Raw genomic sequence first — 22,807 nt, 5'->3', positions numbered from 1 at the left:
CCGACTGGGTCACAAATATTGTTTTTACCTAAAAAATCGTGAGTCTTACGACTTAGTCACCATTTTTTAGTTCAATGTTGATACCTAAAGAACGGATCTCTTTGGTCAATACGTTGAACGATTCAGGCATACCCGGATCCATATAATGGTTACCATCTACAATATTCTTATAGATGCGAGTACGACCTTCAACGTCATCCGACTTCACTGTAAGCATTTCTTGGAGTGTATATGCTGCACCGTATGCTTCAAGTGCCCATACTTCCATCTCACCGAAACGCTGACCACCGAATTGTGCTTTACCACCAAGCGGTTGTTGTGTAACAAGTGAGTAAGAACCAGTTGAACGCGCATGCATCTTGTCATCAACCAAGTGGTTCAATTTAAGCATGTACATGTAACCAACAGTTACTGGACGGTCAAACTGTTCACCTGTACGTCCATCAAACAATACTGTTTGACCCGTACGTGAAATGTCAGCCAATTCAAGTAAGTCTTTAATTTGACTTTCTTCAGCACCATCAAATACAGGAGTAGCTAAAGGCACACCCGCACGCAAGTTACCTGCAAGCGCTAGAATTTCTTCATCAGTCAAGCTATCAAGATCTTCTTGCTCACCGCCTACTTTGTTATAAATCTTGTCTAAGAATTCGCGCAGTTCTAAAACTGTACGTTGTTCTTTCAACATTTTTTCGATTTTGTCACCAAGCCCTTTAGCCGCCATACCCAAGTGAGTCTCTAGAATCTGACCCACGTTCATACGAGATGGTACACCCAGCGGGTTCAATACGATATCTACCGGCACACCGTTAGCATCATGTGGCATGTCTTCAACAGGTAAGATGTTAGATACAACACCTTTGTTACCGTGACGACCAGCCATCTTATCACCAGGCTGAATACGACGTTTAACAGCTAAGTAAACTTTAACAACTTTTAATACACCAGTTGTTAATTCATCACCTGTTGCAAGCTTACGTTTCTTCTCAGCGAATTTCTCATCGATTTCTGCGCTCTTCTCTTTCAAGAACACTTGAATTTGAGTTAAACGCTCAGCGATTGCTTCATCTGCTGGTTGAATTTCAAGTAAGTCAACAAGCTCTAAACCAGATAATAAATCTTCAGAAAGTTTATCACCACGTTTAGTTGAACCACCGCCATTAGACTCTTGGCCTTTAAGCAAACGAATTACACGCTCACGAGCCGCTTCTTCGAAGATCTTGTATTCTTCTTTCAAGTCTTTACGATAAGAATCAAGCTGTGCTTTTTCAATTGCTAAAGCACGGTCATCTTTCTCTAAGCCATCACGAGTGAAGACTTGAACGTCAATAACTGTACCTTTAGTACCAGATGGAACACGTAAAGATGAGTCTTTAACGTCAGCTGCTTTCTCACCAAAAATTGCACGAAGCAGTTTTTCTTCAGGAGTTAACTGAGTTTCACCTTTAGGCGTTACTTTACCAACTAAGATGTCACCAGCAGTAACTTCAGCACCGATATAAACGATACCTGATTCATCAAGTTTAGAAAGCGCAGCTTCACCTACGTTAGGAATATCGGCAGTAATTTCTTCTGCACCTAACTTAGTATCACGTGCTACACATGACAATTCTTGAATGTGAATAGAGGTTAAACGGTCTTCTTGAAGTACACGCTCAGATAACAAGATCGAGTCTTCGTAGTTGTAACCATTCCATGTCATGAACGCTACACGCATGTTTTGACCAAGCGCAAGTTCACCCATGTCTGTTGACGGACCGTCTGCCAAGATGTCACCACGAGCAACTTTGTCGCCCAAGTTCACGATAACATTTTGGTTAATACAAGTATTTTGGTTTGAACGCGTATATTTGATGAGGTTATAGATATCTACACCTGCCTCACCTGCAACCATTTCATCTTCGTTTACACGAATAACGATACGAGAAGCATCTACATATTCAATTACACCGCCACGGTTTGCGATTACACACACACCAGAGTCACGTGCAACGTTCGCTTCCATACCTGTACCTACAAGCGGTTTATCCGCACGTAAAGTAGGAACTGCCTGACGTTGCATGTTTGAACCCATGAGCGCACGGTTTGCGTCATCGTGTTCAAGGAATGGAATAAGTGATGCAGCAACAGATACTACCTGCTGTGCAGAAACGTCCATATGCGTTACTTTTTCAGGCGGCATACGTACGAATTCACCTTGATGACGAACAGAAACGAATTCTTCTGTTAAGTTGCCATCTTTATCTACTGCAGAGTCGGCCTGTGCAATAACAGTACCTACTTCTTCAATTGCAGATAAATATTCAACATCATCAGTTACACGACCATCTACAACTTTGCGGTATGGAGTTTCCAAGAAACCGAAGTCATTCGCTTTTGCGTATACAGAAAGCGAGTTGATCAAACCAATGTTTGGACCTTCAGGAGTTTCAATTGGACAAACACGACCATAGTGAGTTTGGTGTACGTCACGTACTTCGAATCCTGCACGTTCACGTGTTAAACCACCAGGACCAAGCGCAGATACACGACGTTTATGTGTAATCTCAGATAATGGGTTGTTTTGGTCCATAAACTGAGATAACTGGCTTGAACCAAAGAATTCTTTGATTGCAGCAGCAACTGGTTTTGCATTAATCAAATCTTGTGGAGACAAGTTATCTGTTTCTGCTTGGCTTAAACGCTCTTTAACAGCACGCTCAACACGAACTAAACCTACACGGAATTGGTTCTCTGTCATTTCACCAACAGAACGTACACGACGGTTACCTAAGTGGTCGATATCGTCGACTTCACCTTTACCGTTACGGATTTCAACCAATGTACGTAATACATCGATAATATCTTCGTGCGATAAAATACCTTCAACTTCGCGTGACTTCTGATCAGTACCAACTTCGTAAGGACGACCTAAACGACGGTTGAACTTCATACGACCTACTGGAGATAAGTCATAGCGTTCAGAAGAGAAGAACAAGTTATTGAATAAGTTTTCAGCAGCTTCTTTTGTTGGTGGTTCGCCTGGACGCATTACTTTGTAGATTTCTACTAATGCTTCTTCACGATCACGCGTCAAGTCAGCACGTAATGTATCAGCTACGAATGAACCACGGTCAATATCGTTAGTGAACAAGATATTAAATTGCTTAACACCGCCTTCTGCCAACTTCACCATTACTTCATGGCTTAACAGAGTATTTGCAGCAATTACTTCACCATCACGTAGAGTAATATCTTCAGCAGTGATACGCTCATATAAGTATTCATCAGGAACTGAAAGCTTAGTTAAACCTGCAGCTTCCATTTGACGTACATGACGAGCATTAATACGTTTACCTTGCTCAACAATGACTTTACCTTCATTGTCAGTAATATCAAATTGAGCCATTTCACCACGTAAACGCTCAGGTACGAGGTCAATTTGATAGCTACCCATGTCAAGATACACAGGTACTTTTTCATAGAACAAATTCAAGATCTGTTCATTGTTATAACCTAGTGCACGTAACACAACTGTAGCAAGTAATTTACGACGACGGTCGATACGTACGTAAACTAAGTCTTTTGCATCAAATTCGAAGTCTAACCATGAACCACGGTAAGGAATGATACGTGCTGAATACAACACTTTACCACTTGAGTGGGTCTTACCTTTATCATGGTCAAAGAATACGCCTGGCGAACGGTGTAATTGAGATACGATTACACGCTCAGTACCGTTGATAACAAAGGTACCATTTTCAGTCATGAGTGGAATTTCACCCATATAGACTTCTTGTTCGCGTACGTCTTTAATTGATTTAGTTTCGCGATCTTTAATAATCAAACGAATTTTAACGCGCATTGGTGCCGCATAAGTCGAGCCACGAAGAATACATTCGCGTACATCGAACTCAGGTTTACCAAGGCTATACTCAACAAATTCTAAAGCAGCATTGCCAGAATAACTTTCGATAGGAAAAACTGAACGAAATGCGGCTTGGAGACCGATATCTTCGCGGTTTTTTGGTGATTTGCCATCTTGCAAGAATGTTCTGTACGAATCGACCTGAATCGATAATAAGTACGGTGCATCCATTACTTGGGGCAATTTACCAAAATTCTTACGGATCCGTTTCTTTTCGGTATATGAGTATGCCATCTGGAGTCCTCGGAAAGTAAACCAAGCCCGCCTGCAGAACGGGCTCAGAAGGAATTACGCAGGCCGATATGGCCACCACTGTTTACAAATGCTGCAATTTTTAGTGGTATAAAAACGCTTAACAATATTTTTAAAAATGAAAAATATTGGTAAGCATTTGAATTTATTTATTTTATTTAGGCTTTCTCTAAAAACCAAACAAAACTAACAAAAATCGAGCCGATTATTGTAACGCAAAAAGGCTGATGACCCAAGAGCCATCAGCCATTTTATGGAGCCGATTTAAAAACCGACTCCTTTTACAATTACTTAAGTGTAACTGTAGCACCAGCTTCTTCAAGTTTCTTCTTAAGTTCTTCGCCTTCTTCTTTAGAAACGCCTTCTTTAAGAACTTGAGGAGCGCCTTCAACTAAGTCTTTAGCTTCTTTAAGACCAAGACCAGTTGCTTCACGAACAGCTTTAATTACAGCTACTTTGTTAGCACCGAAAGAAGTCAACTCAACGTTGAATTCAGATTGTTCTTCAGCAGCAGCAGCAGCGCCACCAGCTGGAGCAGCAACAGCTACAGCAGCTGCAGATACGTTGAATTTCTCTTCGAAAGCAGAAATTAATTCAACAAGTTCAAGAACAGTTTTTTCAGCAACTGCATTTAAGATTTCTTCGTTAGTTAAAGCCATGAGAATAACTCCAAATGGATATTGAATGGTGTGTAAAATTGATTAAGCAGCTTCTGACTCGTTTTTCTCTTTGAGTGCTGTAATGAGGCGACCCAATTTCGAAATAGGAGCTTGAAGGACAGAGGCAAGCATAGTAAGCGCTTTCTCTTGGTTCGGAAGATTAGCAATAACGCTAACATCAGCACCTTGATAAACTTTGCCGTCAAATGCAGCAGCTTTTAATTCAAATGCTTTGTTAGTTTTAGCAAATTCTTCGAACAAGCGTGCAGCTGCACCCATGTCATCTTCAGAAGTTGAAAAACCTAGAATTGTTGGACCAACAAGGTTGTCGTTCAAGATATCAAACTGAGTACCTTGAAATGCGCGTTTAGCCAAAGTGTTACGTACAATACGTGTAGTTACACCTAGCTTACGAGCTTCAACACGAAGTGTTGTTAATTGCTCTACGCTTAAACCTTGATAGTCAGCAACAACGGCTGCAAACGCTTTAGAAGCAACTTCACTTACTTCTGCAACGATCTGTTTTTTGTCTTCAATAAGAAGAGCCATTGTAAAACCTCCTAAGGTGATTTATGTACCCAATGGGCACACTCCCAGTTCGTAAGTCTTTCGACTTACACGCGGAGGAGGAACAAATCACACCACCGCGTCTACGCAGGCTGGTTTATTAAGAAAATCGCTATTCGAAAATAACGTCTTTTCGCCTGAGGTCTTTGACGCTGATAAATTCTCATTTATCAATTCAAAGTCCGCCTGATAAGTAATAGATAAAGCTTTACTCTACCGAAGCAAAAGCAGAAATAACTTTTCTGTTTTATGCTTAATCCTCATCAGGACTTTAAAATTCTTTACTTAACCAAGTTAAAACTTAGTTAGAAACGTTGTTTACATCAACAGTAAGACCAGGACCCATAGTTGAGCTCAAAGTGATCTTCTTGATGTATACACCTTTAGAAGTTGCAGGTTTTAACTTTTTCAAGTCAGCAACTAAAGTTTCAACGTTTTGACGGATTGCAGCAGCATCAAAGCCAACTTGACCAATCGCAGCGTGAATAATACCCGCTTTGTCTACACGGTAACGCGCCTGACCAGATTTAGCGTTTTTAACAGCGCCAGCAACGTCAGGAGTTACAGTACCAACTTTAGGGTTTGGCATTAAACCACGTGGACCAAGAATTGTACCGAGCTTACCAACAACACGCATAGCGTCAGGAGCAGCGATTACAACATCAAAGTCAAGGTTTCCGCCTTGGATGCTTTCAGCAAGATCATCAAAACCTACAACATCAGCACCAGCTTCTTTCGCAGCTTCTGCTTGCGCGCCTTGAGCAAATACAGCTACACGTACAGTTTTACCAGTACCTGCAGGTAATGTAGTCGCACCACGAACAACCTGATCAGATTTACGTGGATCTACGCCAAGGTTTACAGAGATGTCTAAAGATTCTTTGAACTTTGCAGCAGGCAAGCTGTTAAGAACCTGTACTGCTTCTTCCAAAGTGTAAACTTTGTTCGCTTCAACAGCAGCAGCAATGGCTTTTTGACGTTTAGTTAACTTTGCCATGTCTTATAGCTCCACTTCCAAGCCCATAGAACGTGCAGAACCAGCGATGGTACGAACACGCGCGTCTAAGTCAGCACCAGTTAAGTCTGGTTCTTTAGTAGTCGCGATTTCTTCTAATTGAGCACGAGTCAACTTACCAACTTTAGTTTTGTTAGGTACAGATGAACCCTTTTGGATACCAGCAGCTTTCTTAAGAAGAATAGAAGCTGGAGGAGTTTTCATGATGAATGTGAACGACTTGTCGTTGTACACAGTAATCACTACAGGGATTGGAAGACCTGGTTCAACTTTTTGTGTAGCAGCATTGAATTCTTTACAGAATGCCATGATGTTTACACCACGTTGACCTAGTGCAGGACCAATCGGTGGAGATGGATTTGCTTTACCAGCTGGAACTTGCAGCTTGATATAGCCGTCAATCTTCTTAGCCATTTTAAATACCTCTGGGTACAAACGCCGTTAGGCTCCCCAATTTCTACGTAACAATACTGTTACAACAACAATGCCCGATAAAATCGGGCGCTTTTCAACCAATTAAGATTAAATCGTTTTTTCGACTTGGCGAAATTCGAGTTCAACCTGAGTTGGTCGATTAAACACGTTAATCGTCAACGTTAAACGTGACTTATCGTATTGAACCTCTTCCACCACACCTTTAAAGTCTGTGAATGGACCGTCAATAACAAGTAATTCTTCACCTGGCTCAAACATCGTCTTAGGACGTGGGGCTTCACCAGTATTACGTACACGCGCAAGAATCGCATCTGCTTCACGTTGAGTGATTGGCGCAGGTTTTTCAGGTGTACCACCAATAAAACCTAATACTTTTGGACACTCTTTAACAATGTGCCAAGTATCGTCATTCATTTCCATTTCAACTAACACATAGCCAGGAAAGAATTTACGCTCAGATTTACGCTTCTTACCATCCTTCATTTCTACCACTTCTTCGGTAGGAACAAGGACATCACCAAAGCTATCGGCAACAGCGCTACGCTGGATTCGTTCTTTAAGTGAACGCATCACTTGTTTTTCATAACCAGAATAGGCATGAATAATGTACCAACGTTTCATAGCTCTTTTACCCGATAATCAACTTAATTAACCAACCCAAACCATAGTCAAAACACCATAAAACTAATGATGCAACAACTACAACCAATAGAACCTGCCACGATGTTGTGACTGTTTCTTGTTTTGTTGGCCAAGTTACTCGACGCAATTCGACTCGTGCATCTTTCAGCAAACGAACGAAGCCTTTACCTTGATGGGTGGCGTATAATAAACCTAAAGCCACAACGATACAAGCAAAAATTACCCCAACGCGCACCCAAACATCATTTGCAGGGGCCCAATACGCTGGTAAATGCTGATTCACCATGGTAGCCGAGAGCAATAATGCAATTGCTATCACCCATAGAACGATATCTAAAGGCGAACCAGAACGAACAACTTCAGCAGAATTATTTCTTTGAGGAATTGGCGCGTCGCTCAATGCGTCACGCGATTTATCATTCGACATTTTTGTACTCGTCGTAGAACTCGCGACTTATTATATGAACAACTAAGCCAGCATCAAGCTTTTTATTTCAAAATATGGCAGGTCAGGAGGGACTCGAACCCCCAACATTCGGTTTTGGAGACCGACGCTCTACCAATTGAACTACTGACCTATAAAGCAAGTTGAGAGCCAAAGCTCTCAACTTGAGACATAATTCGTCACTATATTATGCTTATGCAGTTACTTTAGCAACAACACCAGCACCTACAGTACGACCACCTTCACGGATCGCAAAACGTAGACCTGGGTCCATTGCGATTGGGTGGATTAATTCTACTGACATTTCAACGTTGTCACCTGGCATTACCATTTCAACGCCTTCTTTCAACTGGATCGCACCAGTTACGTCAGTTGTACGGAAGTAGAACTGTGGACGGTAACCATTTAGGAATGGAGTGTGACGACCACCTTCTTCTTTAGAAAGTACGTATACTTCTGCGTCGAATTTAGTGTGCGGCTTGATTGTGCCTGGTTTAGCAAGTACTTGACCACGTTGTACTTCTTCACGCTTAGTACCACGAAGTAAGATACCACAGTTCTCACCTGCACGGCCTTCGTCAAGAAGTTTACGGAACATTTCTACGCCAGTTACAGTTGTTTTAACTGTATCTTTAATACCAACGATCTCTACTTCTTCACCAACTTTGATGATACCAGCTTCAACACGGCCTGTTACTACTGTACCACGACCAGAAATTGAGAATACGTCTTCGATTGGCATCAAGAATGCTTTGTCGATTGCACGCTCTGGCTCTGGGATGTAAGAGTCAAGTGCTGCTACAAGAGCAAGAACTGATTCTTCACCGTAAGGACCAGCTTCACCGTTAAGCGCTGCAAGAGCTGAACCACGGATTACTGGAGTGTCATCACCTGGGAAGTCATAAGTAGAAAGAAGTTCACGTACTTCCATTTCTACTAATTCAAGTAATTCTTCGTCATCAACAAGGTCGCATTTGTTTAAGAATACGATGATGTAAGGTACACCTACCTGACGAGAAAGAAGGATGTGCTCACGAGTTTGTGGCATTGGACCGTCAGTTGCAGCACATACAAGGATCGCGCCGTCCATCTGAGCAGCACCAGTGATCATGTTTTTAACGTAGTCGGCGTGGCCTGGGCAGTCAACGTGTGCGTAGTGACGAGTTGGAGAATCGTATTCTACGTGTGATGTATTAATTGTAATACCACGTGCTTTTTCTTCAGGTGCTGAGTCGATTTGTGAGTAATCTTTCGCTTCACCGCCGTAAGTTTTTGCACAAATTGTTGCAATCGCAGCAGTTAAAGTTGTTTTACCATGGTCAACGTGACCGATTGTACCCACGTTTACGTGTGGTTTATTACGTTCAAACTTGGCTTTAGCCATGATGATCTTCCTCGTTTACGTCGAACCACCTACAAATGGCGCTGAGCTAACTCAGTTTATCGACATATCGCCTAAAAAAACTAGACACCTAATACTTGAAAAGCAGACTATATAGCCTGCTTTTTGAAAACTTTGTGGAAATCCACATTAAACTTTAATATCTGGAGCTCTTATCGAGATTTGAACTCGAGACCTCTCCCTTACCAAGGGAGTGCTCTACCACTGAGCTATAAGAGCGACTATCCTTCGATGGAGCGGGAGACGAGGATCGAACTCGCGACATGCAGCTTGGAAGGCTGCCGCTCTACCAACTGAGCTACTCCCGCAACGTTAGCAATAACCACTTCACTCGAAGTTTAGAGATGGTGGTGAGAGAAGGATTCGAACCTTCGAAGCTTTCGCAACAGAGTTACAGTCTGCCCCCTTTGGCCGCTCGGGAATCTCACCAATATCGCACTTATCTACAGTGCCGTTCTTTACTCAATTAACTTAACACTTTAAAATGGTGCCGGCACACGGATTCGAACTGTGGACCTACTGATTACAAGTCAGTTGCTCTACCAACTGAGCTATGCCGGCGTTTCTTAGTGTTTCGTACGTTTCGTATCGGAACGGTGTGCAGTTTAGCAAAACTTCCAAACGATGCAAGCGGTTTTTTAAAAAAAACCGCTAAAAACTCATAAAATCAATCCGTTTGATGATAATTCAACCGCTTTGATCACTGCGCGAGCTTTTATTTGGGTTTCATTCCACTCAGATTCTGGATTTGAGTCAGCAACTAGCCCTGCACCAGCCTGTACATACACCTTTTTATCACGGATAACACAAGTACGGATTGCAATCGACATATCCATTTCACCATGCCATCCCAAATAACCAACAGCCCCGCCAAAAACTCCCCTTTTCACAGGTTCTACTTCATCAATAATTTCCATTGCACGAATTTTTGGGGCACCTGATAACGTTCCTGCTGGAAAGGTGGCTTTAAATACATCAAGTGCATCGATATCATCACGCACTTCACCTTGTACATTTGAAACAATATGCATGACATGTGAATAGCGCTCAATCACCATTTGATCCGTGACTTGGACTTTACCTATTTTCGATACGCGCCCTACATCGTTTCGCCCAAGATCAATCAGCATTAAATGTTCAGCAATCTCTTTTTCATCAGACAGCAAATCTTTTTCTAATGCTATATCTTCTTCTTTAGTTTTACCGCGCGGTCTAGTTCCTGCCAAAGGTCGAACTGTAGCAATACCGTTTTCTAAACGAGATAAAATTTCCGGTGACGAGCCAACAATATGAAATGGTTTTTTATCAGTAATCGTTTGCCCTTGAACCAAGAATAGATAAGGTGATGGATTTAAATGACGTAATGCACGGTAAACCTGTAAAGCTTCTCCATCAAAATCAGAAACCATACGCTGCCCAGGTACAACCTGCATCACATCGCCTGCACGGATATATTCTTTAACCTTCTCTACCGTCTCTAAGAACTTTGCTTTACCAGTAATTGATTCAAAATGCGGAGGCGTATGTGGTCGCGCTTGCAAACTAACTGGAGTCGCCAACAACTGTTCTAATTGATCTAATTTTTGCTGAGCGTCTTCATAAGCATTACTCTGCTCTGTATCCGCATGCACAATTAAAAATAGCGTATCTTTAAGATTATCAAAAACTATGACTGTCTTTGAGAGCATCAACCATAAATCTGGTAGCGCAATCGGATCAGCCGTAGGTACATTCTTTAAACGTGGCTCGATATAGCGGACAGCATCGTAGCCCAAATAACCCACCAAACCGCCCGTAAAGCTTGGTAAGTCCGGTAAGAGTTTAGCCGCGGGAACTTTAAATTGTTTTTGGAATTCACGGATATATTGGAATGGGTCTAGACAATTTTGCTGTGTTACTGATCCGTCAGCATGTTGTATAGATAAAACACCAGCGTTACAGGAAAAAACTGTTGATTCGCCTAAACCAATCATAGAGTAGCGCGCCCAGTTTTCACCCCCTTCAACAGACTCAAATAAGTAAGCCTGTGTTTGATCCTTAAAACGAGCAAAAACAGATAATGGGGTTTCTGTATCCGCTAAACGTTGACGATAAACAGGAATAGTATTGTAACCAGCAGCCTTAAGTTGCTCGAATTGCGCTAATGTTGTCATGAATCTTCTCTAATATGGTTTCGATTTAAAAGTGTGTTTTTCTAGATTCGGTTTAGACACGCCATCGAAAAACCATACGCTTATTCATTCTTATCTCCATTTTCTTCATTAGACAATTAACTCAGCAAGACTATCAACAACTTGCTGAGGTTGGCAATCATAGATATTCTCTCCATGATTATAGCCATAGCTAACCACAATACAATCAATTCCAGCACGGCGTGCGGCTTCAATATCATTACTTGAGTCGCCAATCATTAATGATTGTGAAGCAGATATTTTTAGACTTTCCATGCAATGCAATAATGGTAGTGGGTGCGGCTTTCTTTCAGGTAAGCTATCTCCTCCAAGTACAACTTGAAAATAAGAAGAAAGCTCTAGCGCATCCAGTAACCCTTGAGCAAGTTTGACAGGCTTATTAGTCACACATGCCATTTTGATATTTAAAGTTTGGCAATGTTTTAAAAACTCAGGTACACCTGGGTAAATTTGAGTATTCACACACAGCTCCGCACCATATACCTCTACAAATTTCTGTAATAAAACTTTATGTTGTTCAACATCTAATTTTCCAAATATATGAAGCAGAACACTTTCACAAAGTTTTGAAGCCCCTTTACCTACCCATTCCCGTATTTGTGCTTCTGTTACCGATGGCCAACTGAGTGATTGCAGACTTAAGTTCATAGACCGATATAAATCGGCAGCGGAATCAACCAATGTTCCATCTAGATCAAATAAAATTAAATCGCGCTTACTTAGTTGTGCAACAGACATTTTCTTCTACTCAAAATTAAAAAGGCATGCGTTTAGCATGCCTTGATTGTAAAAGCACCAACGAATTATTTAAAGAATAACCACGCCAATACAGCTAAAATCACTAAAATAATAATGGTCACTAGACCAATAGATGCATTCTTTTGCTGCTCTTTCTCTTCAGTAACCCGAGAAACTGGCTCCTCAATAGCAACAGGGGTTTGTTCTGGCTGAGCATGAATATCTACCCCTTCAGGAATCGGTGCTGGTTTTGGCACAGAAACTCGCTGAGGCATTCCATCACGACTCACTTCAGTTTCCGCTGCACGCTCCGCAATACTTGGCATACCTTGATCGCTTAAATCTTGTGTTGGTGCAGTTTGTACTGGCTCCACCTCAATTTCAGCTAAATCAGTATTTTCTTGTGCAGGGGCGAAAACTGAAAATTTTAAACTTGCGAATTGAACAATATCACCATCATGCAACTGTTTTTCTTGCTCAATACGAATATCGTTTACAAACGTACCATTCGATGAATTAAGGTCTTGCACCCATAGCGCTTGATCTTTTAATAGCAATGCTGCATGGCGTCGTGAAATTTCAGCAGCCTGTAGTAATAAATCGGCATCTTGATGACGTCCCACCAACATATCACGATCAACATTAATTTCTTGGCCAGTAAATTCACCAGTAATTGCTTGTAATTTCCAAGTCATGCCTATGTCCTATTCATTTTTTATTAATCATAACATGCTACTACGGCGCTGTGCTTGGACGCAGTGTCGTTGTTGTTACTGTATTTTTAGTACGATTAATTTCAGGATCAGGCAACTGTAGGGTTTGCTTTTGGACGGTAGGTTCTACAGCTACCGGCGTAGTTATGGTCGAACTTTTACCACCTGATGGAACCTGTTGGTAATTTTTTGGCTTGGAGGCAATACTCGGCGGGGTCATTTTTTGGTTATAAATATCATCAACTTGCTCAGGTAATTTTGCAAAGTTGCCATTTTTATCCATAGCCAATTGCAAGCTATAAAGTTGATTATAGCGCTGCTGAGATAAACGGCGTACATCATTTGCATCGCCCACAATTGTTGGGTGAATAAAAACGAGAAGGTTACGTTTTACATTGCTTCTGTTATCTGATCGGAACAATCGCCCAACATAAGGAATACTACTTAAACCAGGTATACCTTGTCTTGAAAGCGAAGTGTCATCCGACACCAAACCACCTAGCACCACAGTCTGCCCATGCTCGGCTAAAACAGCTGTTTTAATAGCGCGTTTACTTGTCACCAAGTCAGCTGCTTGCCCACGGCTATCTTGAACAGCAGAAACTTCTTGCTCTACTTCTAAACGAACAGTACCCCCTTCACCGATATGTGGAACAACTTTCAAGGTCACACCGACATCTTTACGCTCAACAGTTGTATAGGGATTGATACCTGTACTATTGGTAGTAACCGACCCTGTGACAAATGGAACGTTCTGACCTACAACAATATAAGCTTCTTCATTATCCATCGTCACAATGGACGGTGTCGAAAGTAAGTTTGATTTAGTATTGGTTTTGAGAGCCTGAATTAGTGCACCATATGCCTTACGAGAATTATCAAAATTGCCCAATCCTAAAGTTGCACCATTACCTTTATTAGCTCCATTAGCGATAGCAGATGCAGCTCCAGCCGAACCACCCGATAAATAACCAGCAGCGATAGAAGATAAACTCGCCCCTACATTACTAAAGCTAAGTAAACCAATCCCACTAGATAAATCACCGAGTGCCCATTGAATTCCAAGTTGATCTGCATCATCTCCAGAGACTTCAATAATTGCGGCCTCAATAAGCACTTGTTGACGACGAACATCTAGTTGTTGAATCGCTGATTCAATTTCACGCATTAATTGGGGATCAGCTTTAACTACTAATGAGTTCTGAGCATTATCTGCAATAATACTCACACCGTTTTGATTAAAGCTGGTGATATTATTCTGATTACTACTGTTCGAATTACCGTTTAGGTTAATTGCAGGAGTTGAAATTGAGGCACCATTTGAACCCGATGTATTTGAACCAGAATTCTGGTTATTACCAATTAAACTATTAATCGGATTCGATGAGTTAGATGAATTATTACTATTATTCGATGAAGATACTGCCTGTCCTGTGACTAAGCCTTGCAAAATTTCAGACAAGTTTTTAGCACTGGCATACTTCAAACGGAAAACTTTTAAGCCACCTAAACGATCTGCCGAAGGTACATCCAGCATCTCAATCATATGACGAATACGTTTACGTGTTTGCGGATCACCTTTTATTAAAATACGGTTTGTCCGATTATCAGCAATAATACGAATACGGGCACCACTAAAATCTTTAGATGCGCCTGTTGCGCTCATCGCTTCAAGCTGGGTAATAATTTCTTCTGCTTGGCTCGACTGAAGCGTGATCGCTTCAATATCATTTTGCCCAGTTCCATCCAAGTTACGAATAATATTTTCAAGTTGATAAATATTCGCAGCTCTATCAGAAACAATAAGTGCATTGGTTCCTGCAATTGCCGCCATATGTGCAAATTGTGGCATTAAGGGACGGAGTGCTGGAATTAAGTCATTTGGATTAGTATTTTCCAGCCAAATCACACGTGTAACGATTTGATCACCACGGACCCTATTTCTAGAATCATAAGGAATTCCCGAGTTTTTAACATTGCTATCCGGTACAAGCTTAATGGTATTACCAGAAGGAATTGCAACCACCCCGTTTACATTTAAGACCCCAAGAAATAGGTCATAAACTTCATCTTTATTTAATGGCTTATTAGAAATAACCGTGACATTACCACGTACTCTCGGATCTACAGCGAAGTTCTTTCCTGTAATGTCTGCAACTTCATTAATAAAGGCAGTTAAGTCAGCATCACGTAAATTGATCTTCCATGTTTGGGCATAGGCACTGCTACTTACTGTCGCAATCAATGGGGCTGCTGCAAGTAATGCCCAAAGTGGACGTTGATGATTCAATAAAGCCATAACTCGCGATATTTCCTAACTCTTATGGTGACGTGTTATCACTAAAAATTTTGTTGTATGGTCATCACTTGATCACCACGTTTTATTTCTATTTTTACTTGCCCTGCTCGACGAGCCTGCTCAAGTAATTGCACATCCGTTTGCCCTTGCCCAACCGTTTGACCATTCAAAGAGACAATTCGATCGCCAGGCCTTAAACCTAACTTATTTCTAAGTGCAGTCGGTGTACGTTCTGTAACTTCATAGCCTTCACCTGAGTTACCACTTACCCCCATATCTCGGAGGTATTGCTCTCGGTTACCTTGCATCTGCTGGATCGCTTGTCCCAATGCCTGTTGGGCCGTATTCATAGGCTCTGTAGGTTGAGATGGTGTAGCACTTTGTTGTGAAGCATCCGGAGTCATTGGTTGATATAAACCATTTGGCAAACCTTTGAACTGAAGTTCACGGGTACTGCCATTTCCTTGACTCAACACAACATGATCCCAATACACCTCTGCCAATTGGTAAGAAGTTGAACCAATGGTTTCACCAACTCGATAACGCTCAGCAGTATTATCAATTTTAATAACAGCAGAGGAAAACCGGTTTGGATAGCCGACCATTACACCCTGCAATTCTAAATTCACGCTTTCTTGAGCCGCATTGGCAGAAGGTTCGTTAAAAAGTGAAAAAGTACTAATATTTGGTATTTGTGGTTGTTGAGAACCGAGTTCTACCCGATCAAATTGCATCAGTTGAGGAGGCGCAATCACCAACCAAAAAAATGAAGCGAGTTTCCAGCATAACCATAAAATTAAAATGGCAAGGACCACTACACTCAGTCGATCTAATTTTTGCCATTGCAATTGCTGTAATTTATCAATCCATACTTTCATTAGTTACCACCTTGTAATAATGGTTGGCGAGAACTAATGACAAAAGTATCCAAACCAGCTTTACCGTCATATGATGGAACATTGAGTAATAAACGCTGTGTGAGCTGAACATCCAGCATCATATTGGCATCTAGTAAAAGATTGGCCATTTTTTGATTACGCTGATCACGGATGTCCACTTGTAGCTGTCCGTTCTGGTCAGTTAATTGCCCACTTAAAGAAGGCATATTCATACGATCTTGACGATCACCAATATTATAAATGAGCGCTCCACCACCCCAATGCAATTGCCCATCAACTGCCGCAAAGCCTTGCTCTTTTTTATAATTAAATTGGATATCTTTAAGTTGAATACTATTTACAGGCCATTGCCAATTTACAATTTGCTTCAGTGTTTCTGGAGCAATCTGGCCATTCATATCCCTTACAATAACTTTTTTTCCAAAACCATACGCCATAATCCCCGTTAATTGCGTATTACCACTATGAATATCAACATCTGCAGCAAAGCGTAATAAAAGTAAGTCTAGCGGTCTCGTTTTCCAGTGGATAGTGCCTCGTAACGCTCCACGGTGCCAGTCTGCCTGCCCCTGCCAGATATTGCCACTTACATTATGGACAGTTTGATTATTCTTTGAAAATTTAGAGATAAGCCAAGTCGCCGGAATCTGTAAAATAATAAAAATTAAAAATGCAATGAGGGCAAAAAACCACCACTTCCATTGCTTAGACTTTTTCTTCATTCAGCCTTACCAACATGCAAATTATCATCCTTATATGAGAGTTCCTCTCTAGTCTGACATTATGCATACTTTTTCAACATCGCCAATTCACTTCATATAAAAAAACCAAGCAATCGGGCTTGGCGTCTCGCTAAAGACTATAAGTTGAACGTATGACAAAATCATGAAATTTACGATTGATCTTGCTAAATGAAAATTTAGTCTCAACAATGCTCTTAATTAGGAATTCAAGCACCTTATCGAATATTCATATTTAAAATTAAATTTTTTAATTCTTTTTAAAAATAAAAAAGCCAAGCAGAATCGCTTGGCTTTTTAAGAGGCAATACAATTAGATTAAGAAATCTTCAAGTTTTGCACCTTTTTCAATTTCAGCAACTAACCAACGTGGTTGTTTACCGCGACCCGTCCAAGTCTCTTCAGCATTGTTTTTGTTACGGTAACGTGGTTCTACAGATTTACGTGTTGTTTTCTTACGTTTTTGAGCGCCAAATTCTAGAAGTTGTTCAACACTAAAACCTACATTTTCAGCAATCTCGATAATTTGATTATAAGCATCTTCGATTGCTTGATCTTTTTTGCTTGCAATTAAAGCTTCTGCTTCTTCTTGTAAGCGTTTTAACTCTTCAACAGATAATTCACTAATATCCGGTTTCATTAATAAATACTCCAGTCTTACTGACAATTCAAATAATACAGACAAAATTTAAAAACATTAAATCATAACCAATAGTATTTATAATCTATTCAATAAGCAATAGTTTGAAAGTCAAGTTCATCAGAATAACGCTATAAATTTACTTTTTAATTACATTAGTAATTATAATTGTAATATATTTTCTTAATATTTATTTAAGCTAAATGTATTAAATCATGCCCAACTGATTTTTCTAATTCAATAATTTTACTTTTTACTTCACTTGGTATTTCACATTTTAATCCTGTCATTTTATTCACACAAACCATAACTGCTTCACCTGTAGCAACGATTTGCTGCTGAGATTCACTCCATAATATATAAGCCATACGGAACGCGCTCTTACGTAGCTCTTCTACACGAACCCCTACTTTCAATACATCTGGATAAAACACAGGTTTTAAATATTTGCACTGACTTGAAGCAACAACAGTATATATATTTGGAGTCAATATATTTACATTTTCCATATATAAAATACGTGAGCTTTCAATATATCTATAATATTGCACATTATTGACATGACCAAAAGCATCCATATCTCCCCATGCTACTTTCTGGTCGTATATTACAGGGTAGACAGACAGTTCTTTCATTTTTACCTCAGATTTTAAATTTTAAAAAATTCGCATCATTTTCAAAGATTAGGTTTAACTGTTTGATTAACTCATCATCTTCTTTTAAGGTTGATTTAATACGTAAATAGCTCATTAAAATATTATCAGGGTATAAACTTAATAATATTTCTGCTTCAGCTTGACGACCTGTTGCCATGTAAACATGCCATTTTGCAAATGTTAAAACTGGCAAATTCATATATTGAGATTCAAATTGATTAATCTTTTCTTCAACATCGGCATAGTCAGGAACCTGCTTAAGCAATTGTTGCTGAAACCATAAGTAAAATACGTCCGGATCGAATTGCTCTTTGAGTAAATGCAAGGTTAATACTTCATGCTGAATACTCATTTCTGGCATACGGGCCAAAAGTTTTAACCATAACAATTTACTGCTATAAGGTCTGGTTTGAATTTCTGACTCTAAATCCAGATAGCGCTGTTGCAGTGCTTGTAAATCATCTATTGAAGCTTGATCAAACTGTTGAAGAAGTTGTTGTAGCCATAAATCACGATGTTCAGCGTCCAACAAACCATATTTCATAGAACGCAAGTATACCCATGGTTGTTGTAAAGCAAGCTGGCCCCAAAGCGCCGTTAAACGTTGTTGATATGCTGTCTCAATCTCTTCAAGCCATGGCGATAACTGATGCTGATATAAAAACTCAAGATGGGTTAAGGCACGTTCAGCTTCGTTTTGTGCCAAAAATATTTCAATACGCTGTAATTCTGCTAACTCAAAAGCCATTGGTGGGGATTGATCCAAGGCCTCTAAAGCTTTTTGGTAATCTCCACTTAAAACTAGAAACTTGGCATCAATAATATTTTTTAGAAGGCCTGATTGAGTAAAAACACGTTCGATAAATACCCGTTGATCTTCAGCAGCCTCTAATAACCAGACAATACCTAATTGTTCATACGGATGAAGGTTTTTAAACTGAAAAATATTCTCTCTCTTTCTTTGTTCCCGAGAAGAATAACGCTTAATCCAAAGCCATATCACCTGAGCAATAAAGCTCATCACAACAAACGTAAAGACTAATCCCCATACATTTGTTTGCAATTGCAATTGCCGCCAGTAAATATAGACATAACCCATACCATAGCCATAACTTAATAAGGCCAAGGCTGCAAACAGGATTAAGCTAATTAAAAAGTAAACCCACAGGAGATGCTTCATATGTCCTCCTTATGAGCCGATTAGACCAAGTGTCGATAATTTAGGAACAGGCACTACAGATAAATGTGCCACTTTAGCAATACGGTTTTTGAGTTGTTGGCTAGTTGCATCGGGTAATTCATTTAGTTTTTGCATTACTGTCTGCAACTCATTTTGATATTCAGCCATTTTTCCTTGGTTTAAAGCTTGCTCAGCAATTAACAGCCTTAATTGCACTTCTTTAAGCACTACACTTCGGTTCATTAAATTAATAGACGGCGTTTCTACTTTCTCAATACGGAACCATTTTTTCCACCATGACACAGCCTCGGATTGGTCCATCTCAAATTTAGGCTGTTTTAAGGCTTGCTGAATATTTTTATCAATATTCTGGAGTAAATCGTCAATGAGTTGATGTCGCTGATTTTGAGCAAGCACAAACTGTTGAATAGCCTGCTTATCTTGCTCAAGAGCCTGATTTAAGCTGTGTTGTAATGCAGGAGCAATTCCATATTGTGGTAGGGTTTGCTGTAGTTGGGTTAGATGATCTACAGCATAAATAAATTGCTGTTGGTCAATTGCAAACTGGATTAACTCTAATTTTTGTTTAATTAATATGGTCGGTGCAATTCCGGTTTGAACAACTTCAGTCGTTGCTAAAGGCGTTGTTTTAGAATTATGACTCGGTTGATTTTGAATTTGTCTTTGCAAAGCAACCAATTGATCATTCAAATTGGCATATTGCTGTTCAGATTGCAGCAAGCTTTGCTGAAGTTCAGGAACGGTACGAGAAATTTGCCACATATCGTAGCTGAGCTTAGCCACCCAAGCAATGCCCAGCAAAATGATGATAGAAACAAGTTTTCTCATACGAATCCTTATAATGCCTGAATGTGATGAATCATCCCCGAAGGCGATAAATTTTCAAGTTGAATAATGTGAAAATGAGCTTGTTGCTGATCGCGATAGTCTTTAACAAGTTGAAAAAGGCGTGGTCCTAAAACTAAATATACGCAATCAGGTTGTGCCTTATTTTTTAAACAAAGCTCTAACCAGTATTTCCAGCTCGCCTCACTAGTAATTAAGACGAGCCATTTATCTAAATTATAATTTGAATTCTGTGTCAGATGTTTGAATGTCGAATATGAAGCTTGCGGACACTGCCGGCGATATAGAACAAAATTTAAAATCTGAATTCCTTGCTGTTGCAAAGTTTCCATCATAAATTGACGGCCGCCTTCACCTCTCCAAAAAGCCACACTACCTGATTTTTGCATACGATGAAGAAGAGGCAAGTTAAGCATTCCCTCGGAAGTTTCAACCTCAGGAACATGCGCTTCAATCCCATAGTCGTGAAGACGATTAGCCGTCGCTTGCCCAACCGCAATCCATTGAATATGTTTTAGCTCATCTATTTTTAAACCACTTTGTGTTAAATACTGCATCCCCACATCAACAGCAGTAGGACTAACCACTACAATCGCTTGTGCACCAGTTAACTGCTGATAGAGTTGAGAGAGTGATTCTGAAAAAGGTTGAGCAACCAGTTCTAAAAGAGGTAAAGACTCGACCTGAAACCCCTTCTTCCGCAAAGCATGAGTTAATTCAGCCGCACGCGAGTCAGGTCGGGTATTAATAAACAACATAGCGTTAGTAGAGGGCCTTTAATAAATCACCAGCGCCTTGATCAAGTAAGTTCCGAGCAAGATTTTCACCTAATTGCTGAGCATTATCCGCTTCATCTGTAAGCTCAGCCCGTAATAATGTTTGCCCATCAACACTACCTACACGGCCTTCAATATGAATTTTTCCATCTTGTAATGTTGCATAACCTGCAATCGGCACCTGACAACCACCTTCAAGATAAGCATTGAATGCTCGCTCAGCACGTACACATACATCTGTCTCTGGGTGTAGAAGTGGCTGAATTAAAGCCAACACTTCTTGGTCATCTGCACGGCATTCCAAACCAAGAGCGCCCTGACCAACCGCAGGCAAACTTACACTTGGCTCGATACAGTGGCGAATGCGTTCTGCCAATCCTAAACGTTTTAAACCAGCACTCGCCAAAATAATGGCATCATATTGACCATCGTCTAGCTTCGCTAAGCGGGTACCGACATTACCACGTAAATCAATAATTTGTAGATCTGGACGTTGTTTTAAAATTTGTGATTTACGACGTAAACTTGAGGTGCCAACTTTTGCTCCTTGCGGCAAATCAGCAAATTTTTCAAATTGATTCGAAACAAAAGCATCTAACGGATCTTCACGTTCGCAAATTACGGCCAAAGTTAAACCTTCTGGTAATGCCATCGGAACATCTTTCATTGAATGTACAGCAAGGTCCGCACGACCATCTAAAAGTGCTGCTTCCAATTCTTTAACGAACAACCCTTTGCCACCAATTTTTGCTAAAGGTGTATCTAAAATTTTATCGCCCTGTGTGACAAACTTAACCAACTCCACCGTTAAATCTGGGTGAAGCTCCTGTAAACGGGCACGAATATGTTCTGCCTGCCAAAGAGCAAGTGGGCTTTGTCGTGTAGCAATTTTCAAGGTTTTCATAAATTCAAGCATGGGCTGGTCAAACAATACACCCTAAACTTAACTTGATCCCTTAAAATTGCAAGTAAAATCTCACAAGCAAAAATAAGATGAATACAGGTTAAAGTTGGTGTATCCGTTCTCTAAGGGTAGATAAATGACGGCGGCTTACGGAAAGTCTTTCATCTAAGCCACGTAAGCGAACCTGATATTGGCCCGAACTTACTAGCTCTAAACCATCTAAATAAGCAATCGAGACCAATGCATTACGGTGAATACGGATGAACTGATCTGCGAACTCAGTTTCAAGTTCTTTAAGTGTTTCGTCAATCAATACGCTGCCATTTTTATGACGTACCGTGACATATTTCTGATCTGCTAAAAAGTAATAGATATTTTCAACAGGAATTAGCTCAACCCCACGATAGGTTTTAGCAGCAATTTGATGACGTTGTGTTTTTAAATCCTGTAAAAGCTCAGGTTTAGGCAAAGCGCTGAGCTGCGCTTGCGTTAGCTGGGTTAATTGCTTAAATGTCTGCTCCAGCTCTTGAGGATCAATGGGCTTAAGAAGATAAGCTTGTGCTTGTGACTTAAATGCCTCCAATGCATGCTGATCATAAGCTGTGCAAAACACTATGGCAGGTCGAGGATTAAGTTGGCTTAATTGCTCCGCACAGACGAGACCATTCATACCCGGCATCTGGATATCAAGTAAAATCACATCTGGGTGATGAAGCCGTGCCTGTTCCAAGGCATCTTGGCCATGATGAGCTGTTGCGACAACCTCATGTCCCATCTTTGAAACTAAACGTGACAATCGTTCCACTGCAAGTGGTTCGTCATCACAAATTAGCACCTTCATTCATCCTCCTTGTCACCGTTAACTTGGTCCATTTTTTT

Annotated in this window: 21 protein-coding genes and 5 tRNA genes; all 26 read right to left on the bottom strand. The window is 40.5% G+C overall.

Annotation, left to right across the window (positions count from 1 at the left end):
- Positions 1–52: 52 nt before the first annotated feature.
- Positions 53–4,141 (bottom strand): DNA-directed RNA polymerase subunit beta, encoded by a 4,089-nt coding sequence (rpoB, locus tag EGS71_RS14600; RefSeq protein WP_000331899.1) that lies wholly within the window; start codon positions 4,139–4,141, stop codon positions 53–55.
- Between the two features lie 305 nt (positions 4,142–4,446).
- Complete coding sequence (gene rplL / locus EGS71_RS14595; protein WP_001229360.1) at positions 4,447–4,818, bottom strand: 50S ribosomal protein L7/L12; 372 nt, start codon at positions 4,816–4,818, stop codon at positions 4,447–4,449.
- A gap of 42 nt (positions 4,819–4,860) precedes the next feature.
- A complete protein-coding gene (gene rplJ, locus EGS71_RS14590) occupies positions 4,861–5,367 on the bottom strand; it encodes a 50S ribosomal protein L10 (protein WP_001196213.1) in 507 nt (168 codons plus the stop codon).
- Between the two features lie 319 nt (positions 5,368–5,686).
- Complete coding sequence (rplA, locus tag EGS71_RS14585; RefSeq protein ID WP_001096694.1) at positions 5,687–6,382, bottom strand: 50S ribosomal protein L1; 696 nt, start codon at positions 6,380–6,382, stop codon at positions 5,687–5,689.
- Positions 6,383–6,385: 3 nt separating this feature from the next.
- Positions 6,386–6,814 carry a 50S ribosomal protein L11 gene (gene rplK, locus EGS71_RS14580; protein ID WP_001074682.1) on the bottom strand — a complete coding sequence of 143 codons (429 nt, stop codon included), beginning with the start codon at positions 6,812–6,814 and terminating at the stop codon, positions 6,386–6,388.
- A 108-nt stretch (positions 6,815–6,922) separates the two neighbouring features.
- Positions 6,923–7,456: a transcription termination/antitermination protein NusG gene (nusG, locus tag EGS71_RS14575; RefSeq protein WP_000832994.1), complete on the bottom strand. Its 534-nt coding sequence runs from the start codon at positions 7,454–7,456 to the stop codon at positions 6,923–6,925.
- Between the two features lie 7 nt (positions 7,457–7,463).
- On the bottom strand, positions 7,464–7,904 hold the full coding sequence (gene secE, locus EGS71_RS14570) for a preprotein translocase subunit SecE (protein WP_000063880.1): 441 nt from the start codon (positions 7,902–7,904) through the stop codon (positions 7,464–7,466).
- Positions 7,905–7,979: 75 nt separating this feature from the next.
- Positions 7,980–8,055: transfer RNA gene (locus EGS71_RS14565), tRNA-Trp, on the bottom strand.
- 60 nt (positions 8,056–8,115) lie between these two features.
- Complete coding sequence (tuf, locus tag EGS71_RS14560) at positions 8,116–9,306, bottom strand: elongation factor Tu (RefSeq protein WP_001029610.1); 1,191 nt, start codon at positions 9,304–9,306, stop codon at positions 8,116–8,118.
- A gap of 162 nt (positions 9,307–9,468) precedes the next feature.
- Positions 9,469–9,543 (bottom strand) — tRNA-Thr (locus EGS71_RS14555).
- A gap of 13 nt (positions 9,544–9,556) precedes the next feature.
- Positions 9,557–9,632, bottom strand: a tRNA-Gly gene (locus EGS71_RS14550).
- A gap of 37 nt (positions 9,633–9,669) precedes the next feature.
- A tRNA-Tyr gene (locus EGS71_RS14545) sits at positions 9,670–9,753 on the bottom strand.
- A 56-nt stretch (positions 9,754–9,809) separates the two neighbouring features.
- Positions 9,810–9,885 (bottom strand) — tRNA-Thr (locus EGS71_RS14540).
- Positions 9,886–9,983: 98 nt separating this feature from the next.
- Complete coding sequence (gene trpE / locus EGS71_RS14535; protein ID WP_000209085.1) at positions 9,984–11,477, bottom strand: anthranilate synthase component I; 1,494 nt, start codon at positions 11,475–11,477, stop codon at positions 9,984–9,986.
- 108 nt (positions 11,478–11,585) lie between these two features.
- A complete protein-coding gene (locus tag EGS71_RS14530; protein ID WP_000109465.1) occupies positions 11,586–12,254 on the bottom strand; it encodes a phosphoglycolate phosphatase in 669 nt (222 codons plus the stop codon).
- Between the two features lie 65 nt (positions 12,255–12,319).
- Positions 12,320–12,949 carry an FHA domain-containing protein gene (locus tag EGS71_RS14525; RefSeq protein ID WP_000219964.1) on the bottom strand — a complete coding sequence of 210 codons (630 nt, stop codon included), beginning with the start codon at positions 12,947–12,949 and terminating at the stop codon, positions 12,320–12,322.
- Positions 12,950–12,989: 40 nt separating this feature from the next.
- Entirely contained in the window at positions 12,990–15,266 is a 2,277-nt protein-coding gene (gspD, locus tag EGS71_RS14520; RefSeq protein ID WP_001196426.1) for a type II secretion system secretin GspD, read from the bottom strand.
- 41 nt (positions 15,267–15,307) lie between these two features.
- On the bottom strand, positions 15,308–16,144 hold the full coding sequence (locus EGS71_RS14515; protein ID WP_000870031.1) for a type II secretion system protein N: 837 nt from the start codon (positions 16,142–16,144) through the stop codon (positions 15,308–15,310).
- Positions 16,144–16,887, bottom strand: coding sequence for a type II secretion system protein N (gspN, locus tag EGS71_RS14510; protein ID WP_000730343.1), 744 nt, complete (start codon positions 16,885–16,887; stop codon positions 16,144–16,146). The genes EGS71_RS14515 and gspN overlap by 1 nt, the downstream gene beginning before the upstream one ends.
- A gap of 331 nt (positions 16,888–17,218) precedes the next feature.
- On the bottom strand, positions 17,219–17,545 hold the full coding sequence (locus EGS71_RS14505) for an H-NS family nucleoid-associated regulatory protein (RefSeq protein WP_000801427.1): 327 nt from the start codon (positions 17,543–17,545) through the stop codon (positions 17,219–17,221).
- 194 nt (positions 17,546–17,739) lie between these two features.
- On the bottom strand, positions 17,740–18,180 hold the full coding sequence (locus EGS71_RS14500; protein WP_000661569.1) for an acyl-CoA thioesterase: 441 nt from the start codon (positions 18,178–18,180) through the stop codon (positions 17,740–17,742).
- 7 nt (positions 18,181–18,187) lie between these two features.
- A complete protein-coding gene (locus tag EGS71_RS14495) occupies positions 18,188–19,381 on the bottom strand; it encodes a hypothetical protein (protein WP_000681773.1) in 1,194 nt (397 codons plus the stop codon).
- Positions 19,382–19,390: 9 nt separating this feature from the next.
- Complete coding sequence (locus EGS71_RS14490; RefSeq protein WP_001230196.1) at positions 19,391–20,230, bottom strand: hypothetical protein; 840 nt, start codon at positions 20,228–20,230, stop codon at positions 19,391–19,393.
- A gap of 8 nt (positions 20,231–20,238) precedes the next feature.
- Positions 20,239–21,006, bottom strand: a complete 768-nt coding sequence (locus tag EGS71_RS14485) for a uroporphyrinogen-III synthase (protein ID WP_000897425.1) — start codon at positions 21,004–21,006, stop codon at positions 20,239–20,241.
- Between the two features lie 4 nt (positions 21,007–21,010).
- On the bottom strand, positions 21,011–21,928 hold the full coding sequence (gene hemC, locus EGS71_RS14480) for a hydroxymethylbilane synthase (RefSeq protein ID WP_031946090.1): 918 nt from the start codon (positions 21,926–21,928) through the stop codon (positions 21,011–21,013).
- 100 nt (positions 21,929–22,028) lie between these two features.
- Positions 22,029–22,769, bottom strand: a complete 741-nt coding sequence (locus EGS71_RS14475) for a LytR/AlgR family response regulator transcription factor (RefSeq protein WP_000865993.1) — start codon at positions 22,767–22,769, stop codon at positions 22,029–22,031.
- Between the last annotated feature and the right edge of the window lie 38 nt (positions 22,770–22,807).

Source organism: Acinetobacter sp. FDAARGOS_559, from assembly GCF_003940475.1.
Lineage (GTDB): Bacteria > Pseudomonadota > Gammaproteobacteria > Pseudomonadales > Moraxellaceae > Acinetobacter > Acinetobacter baumannii.
This window is presented reverse-complemented; position numbering and strand designations above follow the sequence as displayed.

Excerpts from the sequence above, each read along its gene's own strand:
- rpoB (WP_000331899.1), bottom strand. The coding sequence starts at position 4,141 with ATGGCATACTCATATACCGAAAAGAAACGGATCCGTAAGAATTTTGGT.
- rplL (WP_001229360.1), bottom strand. The coding sequence starts at position 4,818 with ATGGCTTTAACTAACGAAGAAATCTTAAATGCAGTTGCTGAAAAAACT.
- rplJ (WP_001196213.1), bottom strand. The coding sequence starts at position 5,367 with ATGGCTCTTCTTATTGAAGACAAAAAACAGATCGTTGCAGAAGTAAGT.
- rplA (WP_001096694.1), bottom strand. The coding sequence starts at position 6,382 with ATGGCAAAGTTAACTAAACGTCAAAAAGCCATTGCTGCTGCTGTTGAA.
- rplK (WP_001074682.1), bottom strand. The coding sequence starts at position 6,814 with ATGGCTAAGAAGATTGACGGCTATATCAAGCTGCAAGTTCCAGCTGGT.
- nusG (WP_000832994.1), bottom strand. The coding sequence starts at position 7,456 with ATGAAACGTTGGTACATTATTCATGCCTATTCTGGTTATGAAAAACAA.
- secE (WP_000063880.1), bottom strand. The coding sequence starts at position 7,904 with ATGTCGAATGATAAATCGCGTGACGCATTGAGCGACGCGCCAATTCCT.
- tuf (WP_001029610.1), bottom strand. The coding sequence starts at position 9,306 with ATGGCTAAAGCCAAGTTTGAACGTAATAAACCACACGTAAACGTGGGT.
- trpE (WP_000209085.1), bottom strand. The coding sequence starts at position 11,477 with ATGACAACATTAGCGCAATTCGAGCAACTTAAGGCTGCTGGTTACAAT.
- EGS71_RS14530 (WP_000109465.1), bottom strand. The coding sequence starts at position 12,254 with ATGTCTGTTGCACAACTAAGTAAGCGCGATTTAATTTTATTTGATCTA.
- EGS71_RS14525 (WP_000219964.1), bottom strand. The coding sequence starts at position 12,949 with ATGACTTGGAAATTACAAGCAATTACTGGTGAATTTACTGGCCAAGAA.
- gspD (WP_001196426.1), bottom strand. The coding sequence starts at position 15,266 with ATGGCTTTATTGAATCATCAACGTCCACTTTGGGCATTACTTGCAGCA.
- EGS71_RS14515 (WP_000870031.1), bottom strand. The coding sequence starts at position 16,144 with ATGAAAGTATGGATTGATAAATTACAGCAATTGCAATGGCAAAAATTA.
- gspN (WP_000730343.1), bottom strand. The coding sequence starts at position 16,887 with ATGAAGAAAAAGTCTAAGCAATGGAAGTGGTGGTTTTTTGCCCTCATT.
- EGS71_RS14505 (WP_000801427.1), bottom strand. The coding sequence starts at position 17,545 with ATGAAACCGGATATTAGTGAATTATCTGTTGAAGAGTTAAAACGCTTA.
- EGS71_RS14500 (WP_000661569.1), bottom strand. The coding sequence starts at position 18,180 with ATGAAAGAACTGTCTGTCTACCCTGTAATATACGACCAGAAAGTAGCA.
- EGS71_RS14495 (WP_000681773.1), bottom strand. The coding sequence starts at position 19,381 with ATGAAGCATCTCCTGTGGGTTTACTTTTTAATTAGCTTAATCCTGTTT.
- EGS71_RS14490 (WP_001230196.1), bottom strand. The coding sequence starts at position 20,230 with ATGAGAAAACTTGTTTCTATCATCATTTTGCTGGGCATTGCTTGGGTG.
- EGS71_RS14485 (WP_000897425.1), bottom strand. The coding sequence starts at position 21,006 with ATGTTGTTTATTAATACCCGACCTGACTCGCGTGCGGCTGAATTAACT.
- hemC (WP_031946090.1), bottom strand. The coding sequence starts at position 21,928 with ATGAAAACCTTGAAAATTGCTACACGACAAAGCCCACTTGCTCTTTGG.
- EGS71_RS14475 (WP_000865993.1), bottom strand. The coding sequence starts at position 22,769 with ATGAAGGTGCTAATTTGTGATGACGAACCACTTGCAGTGGAACGATTG.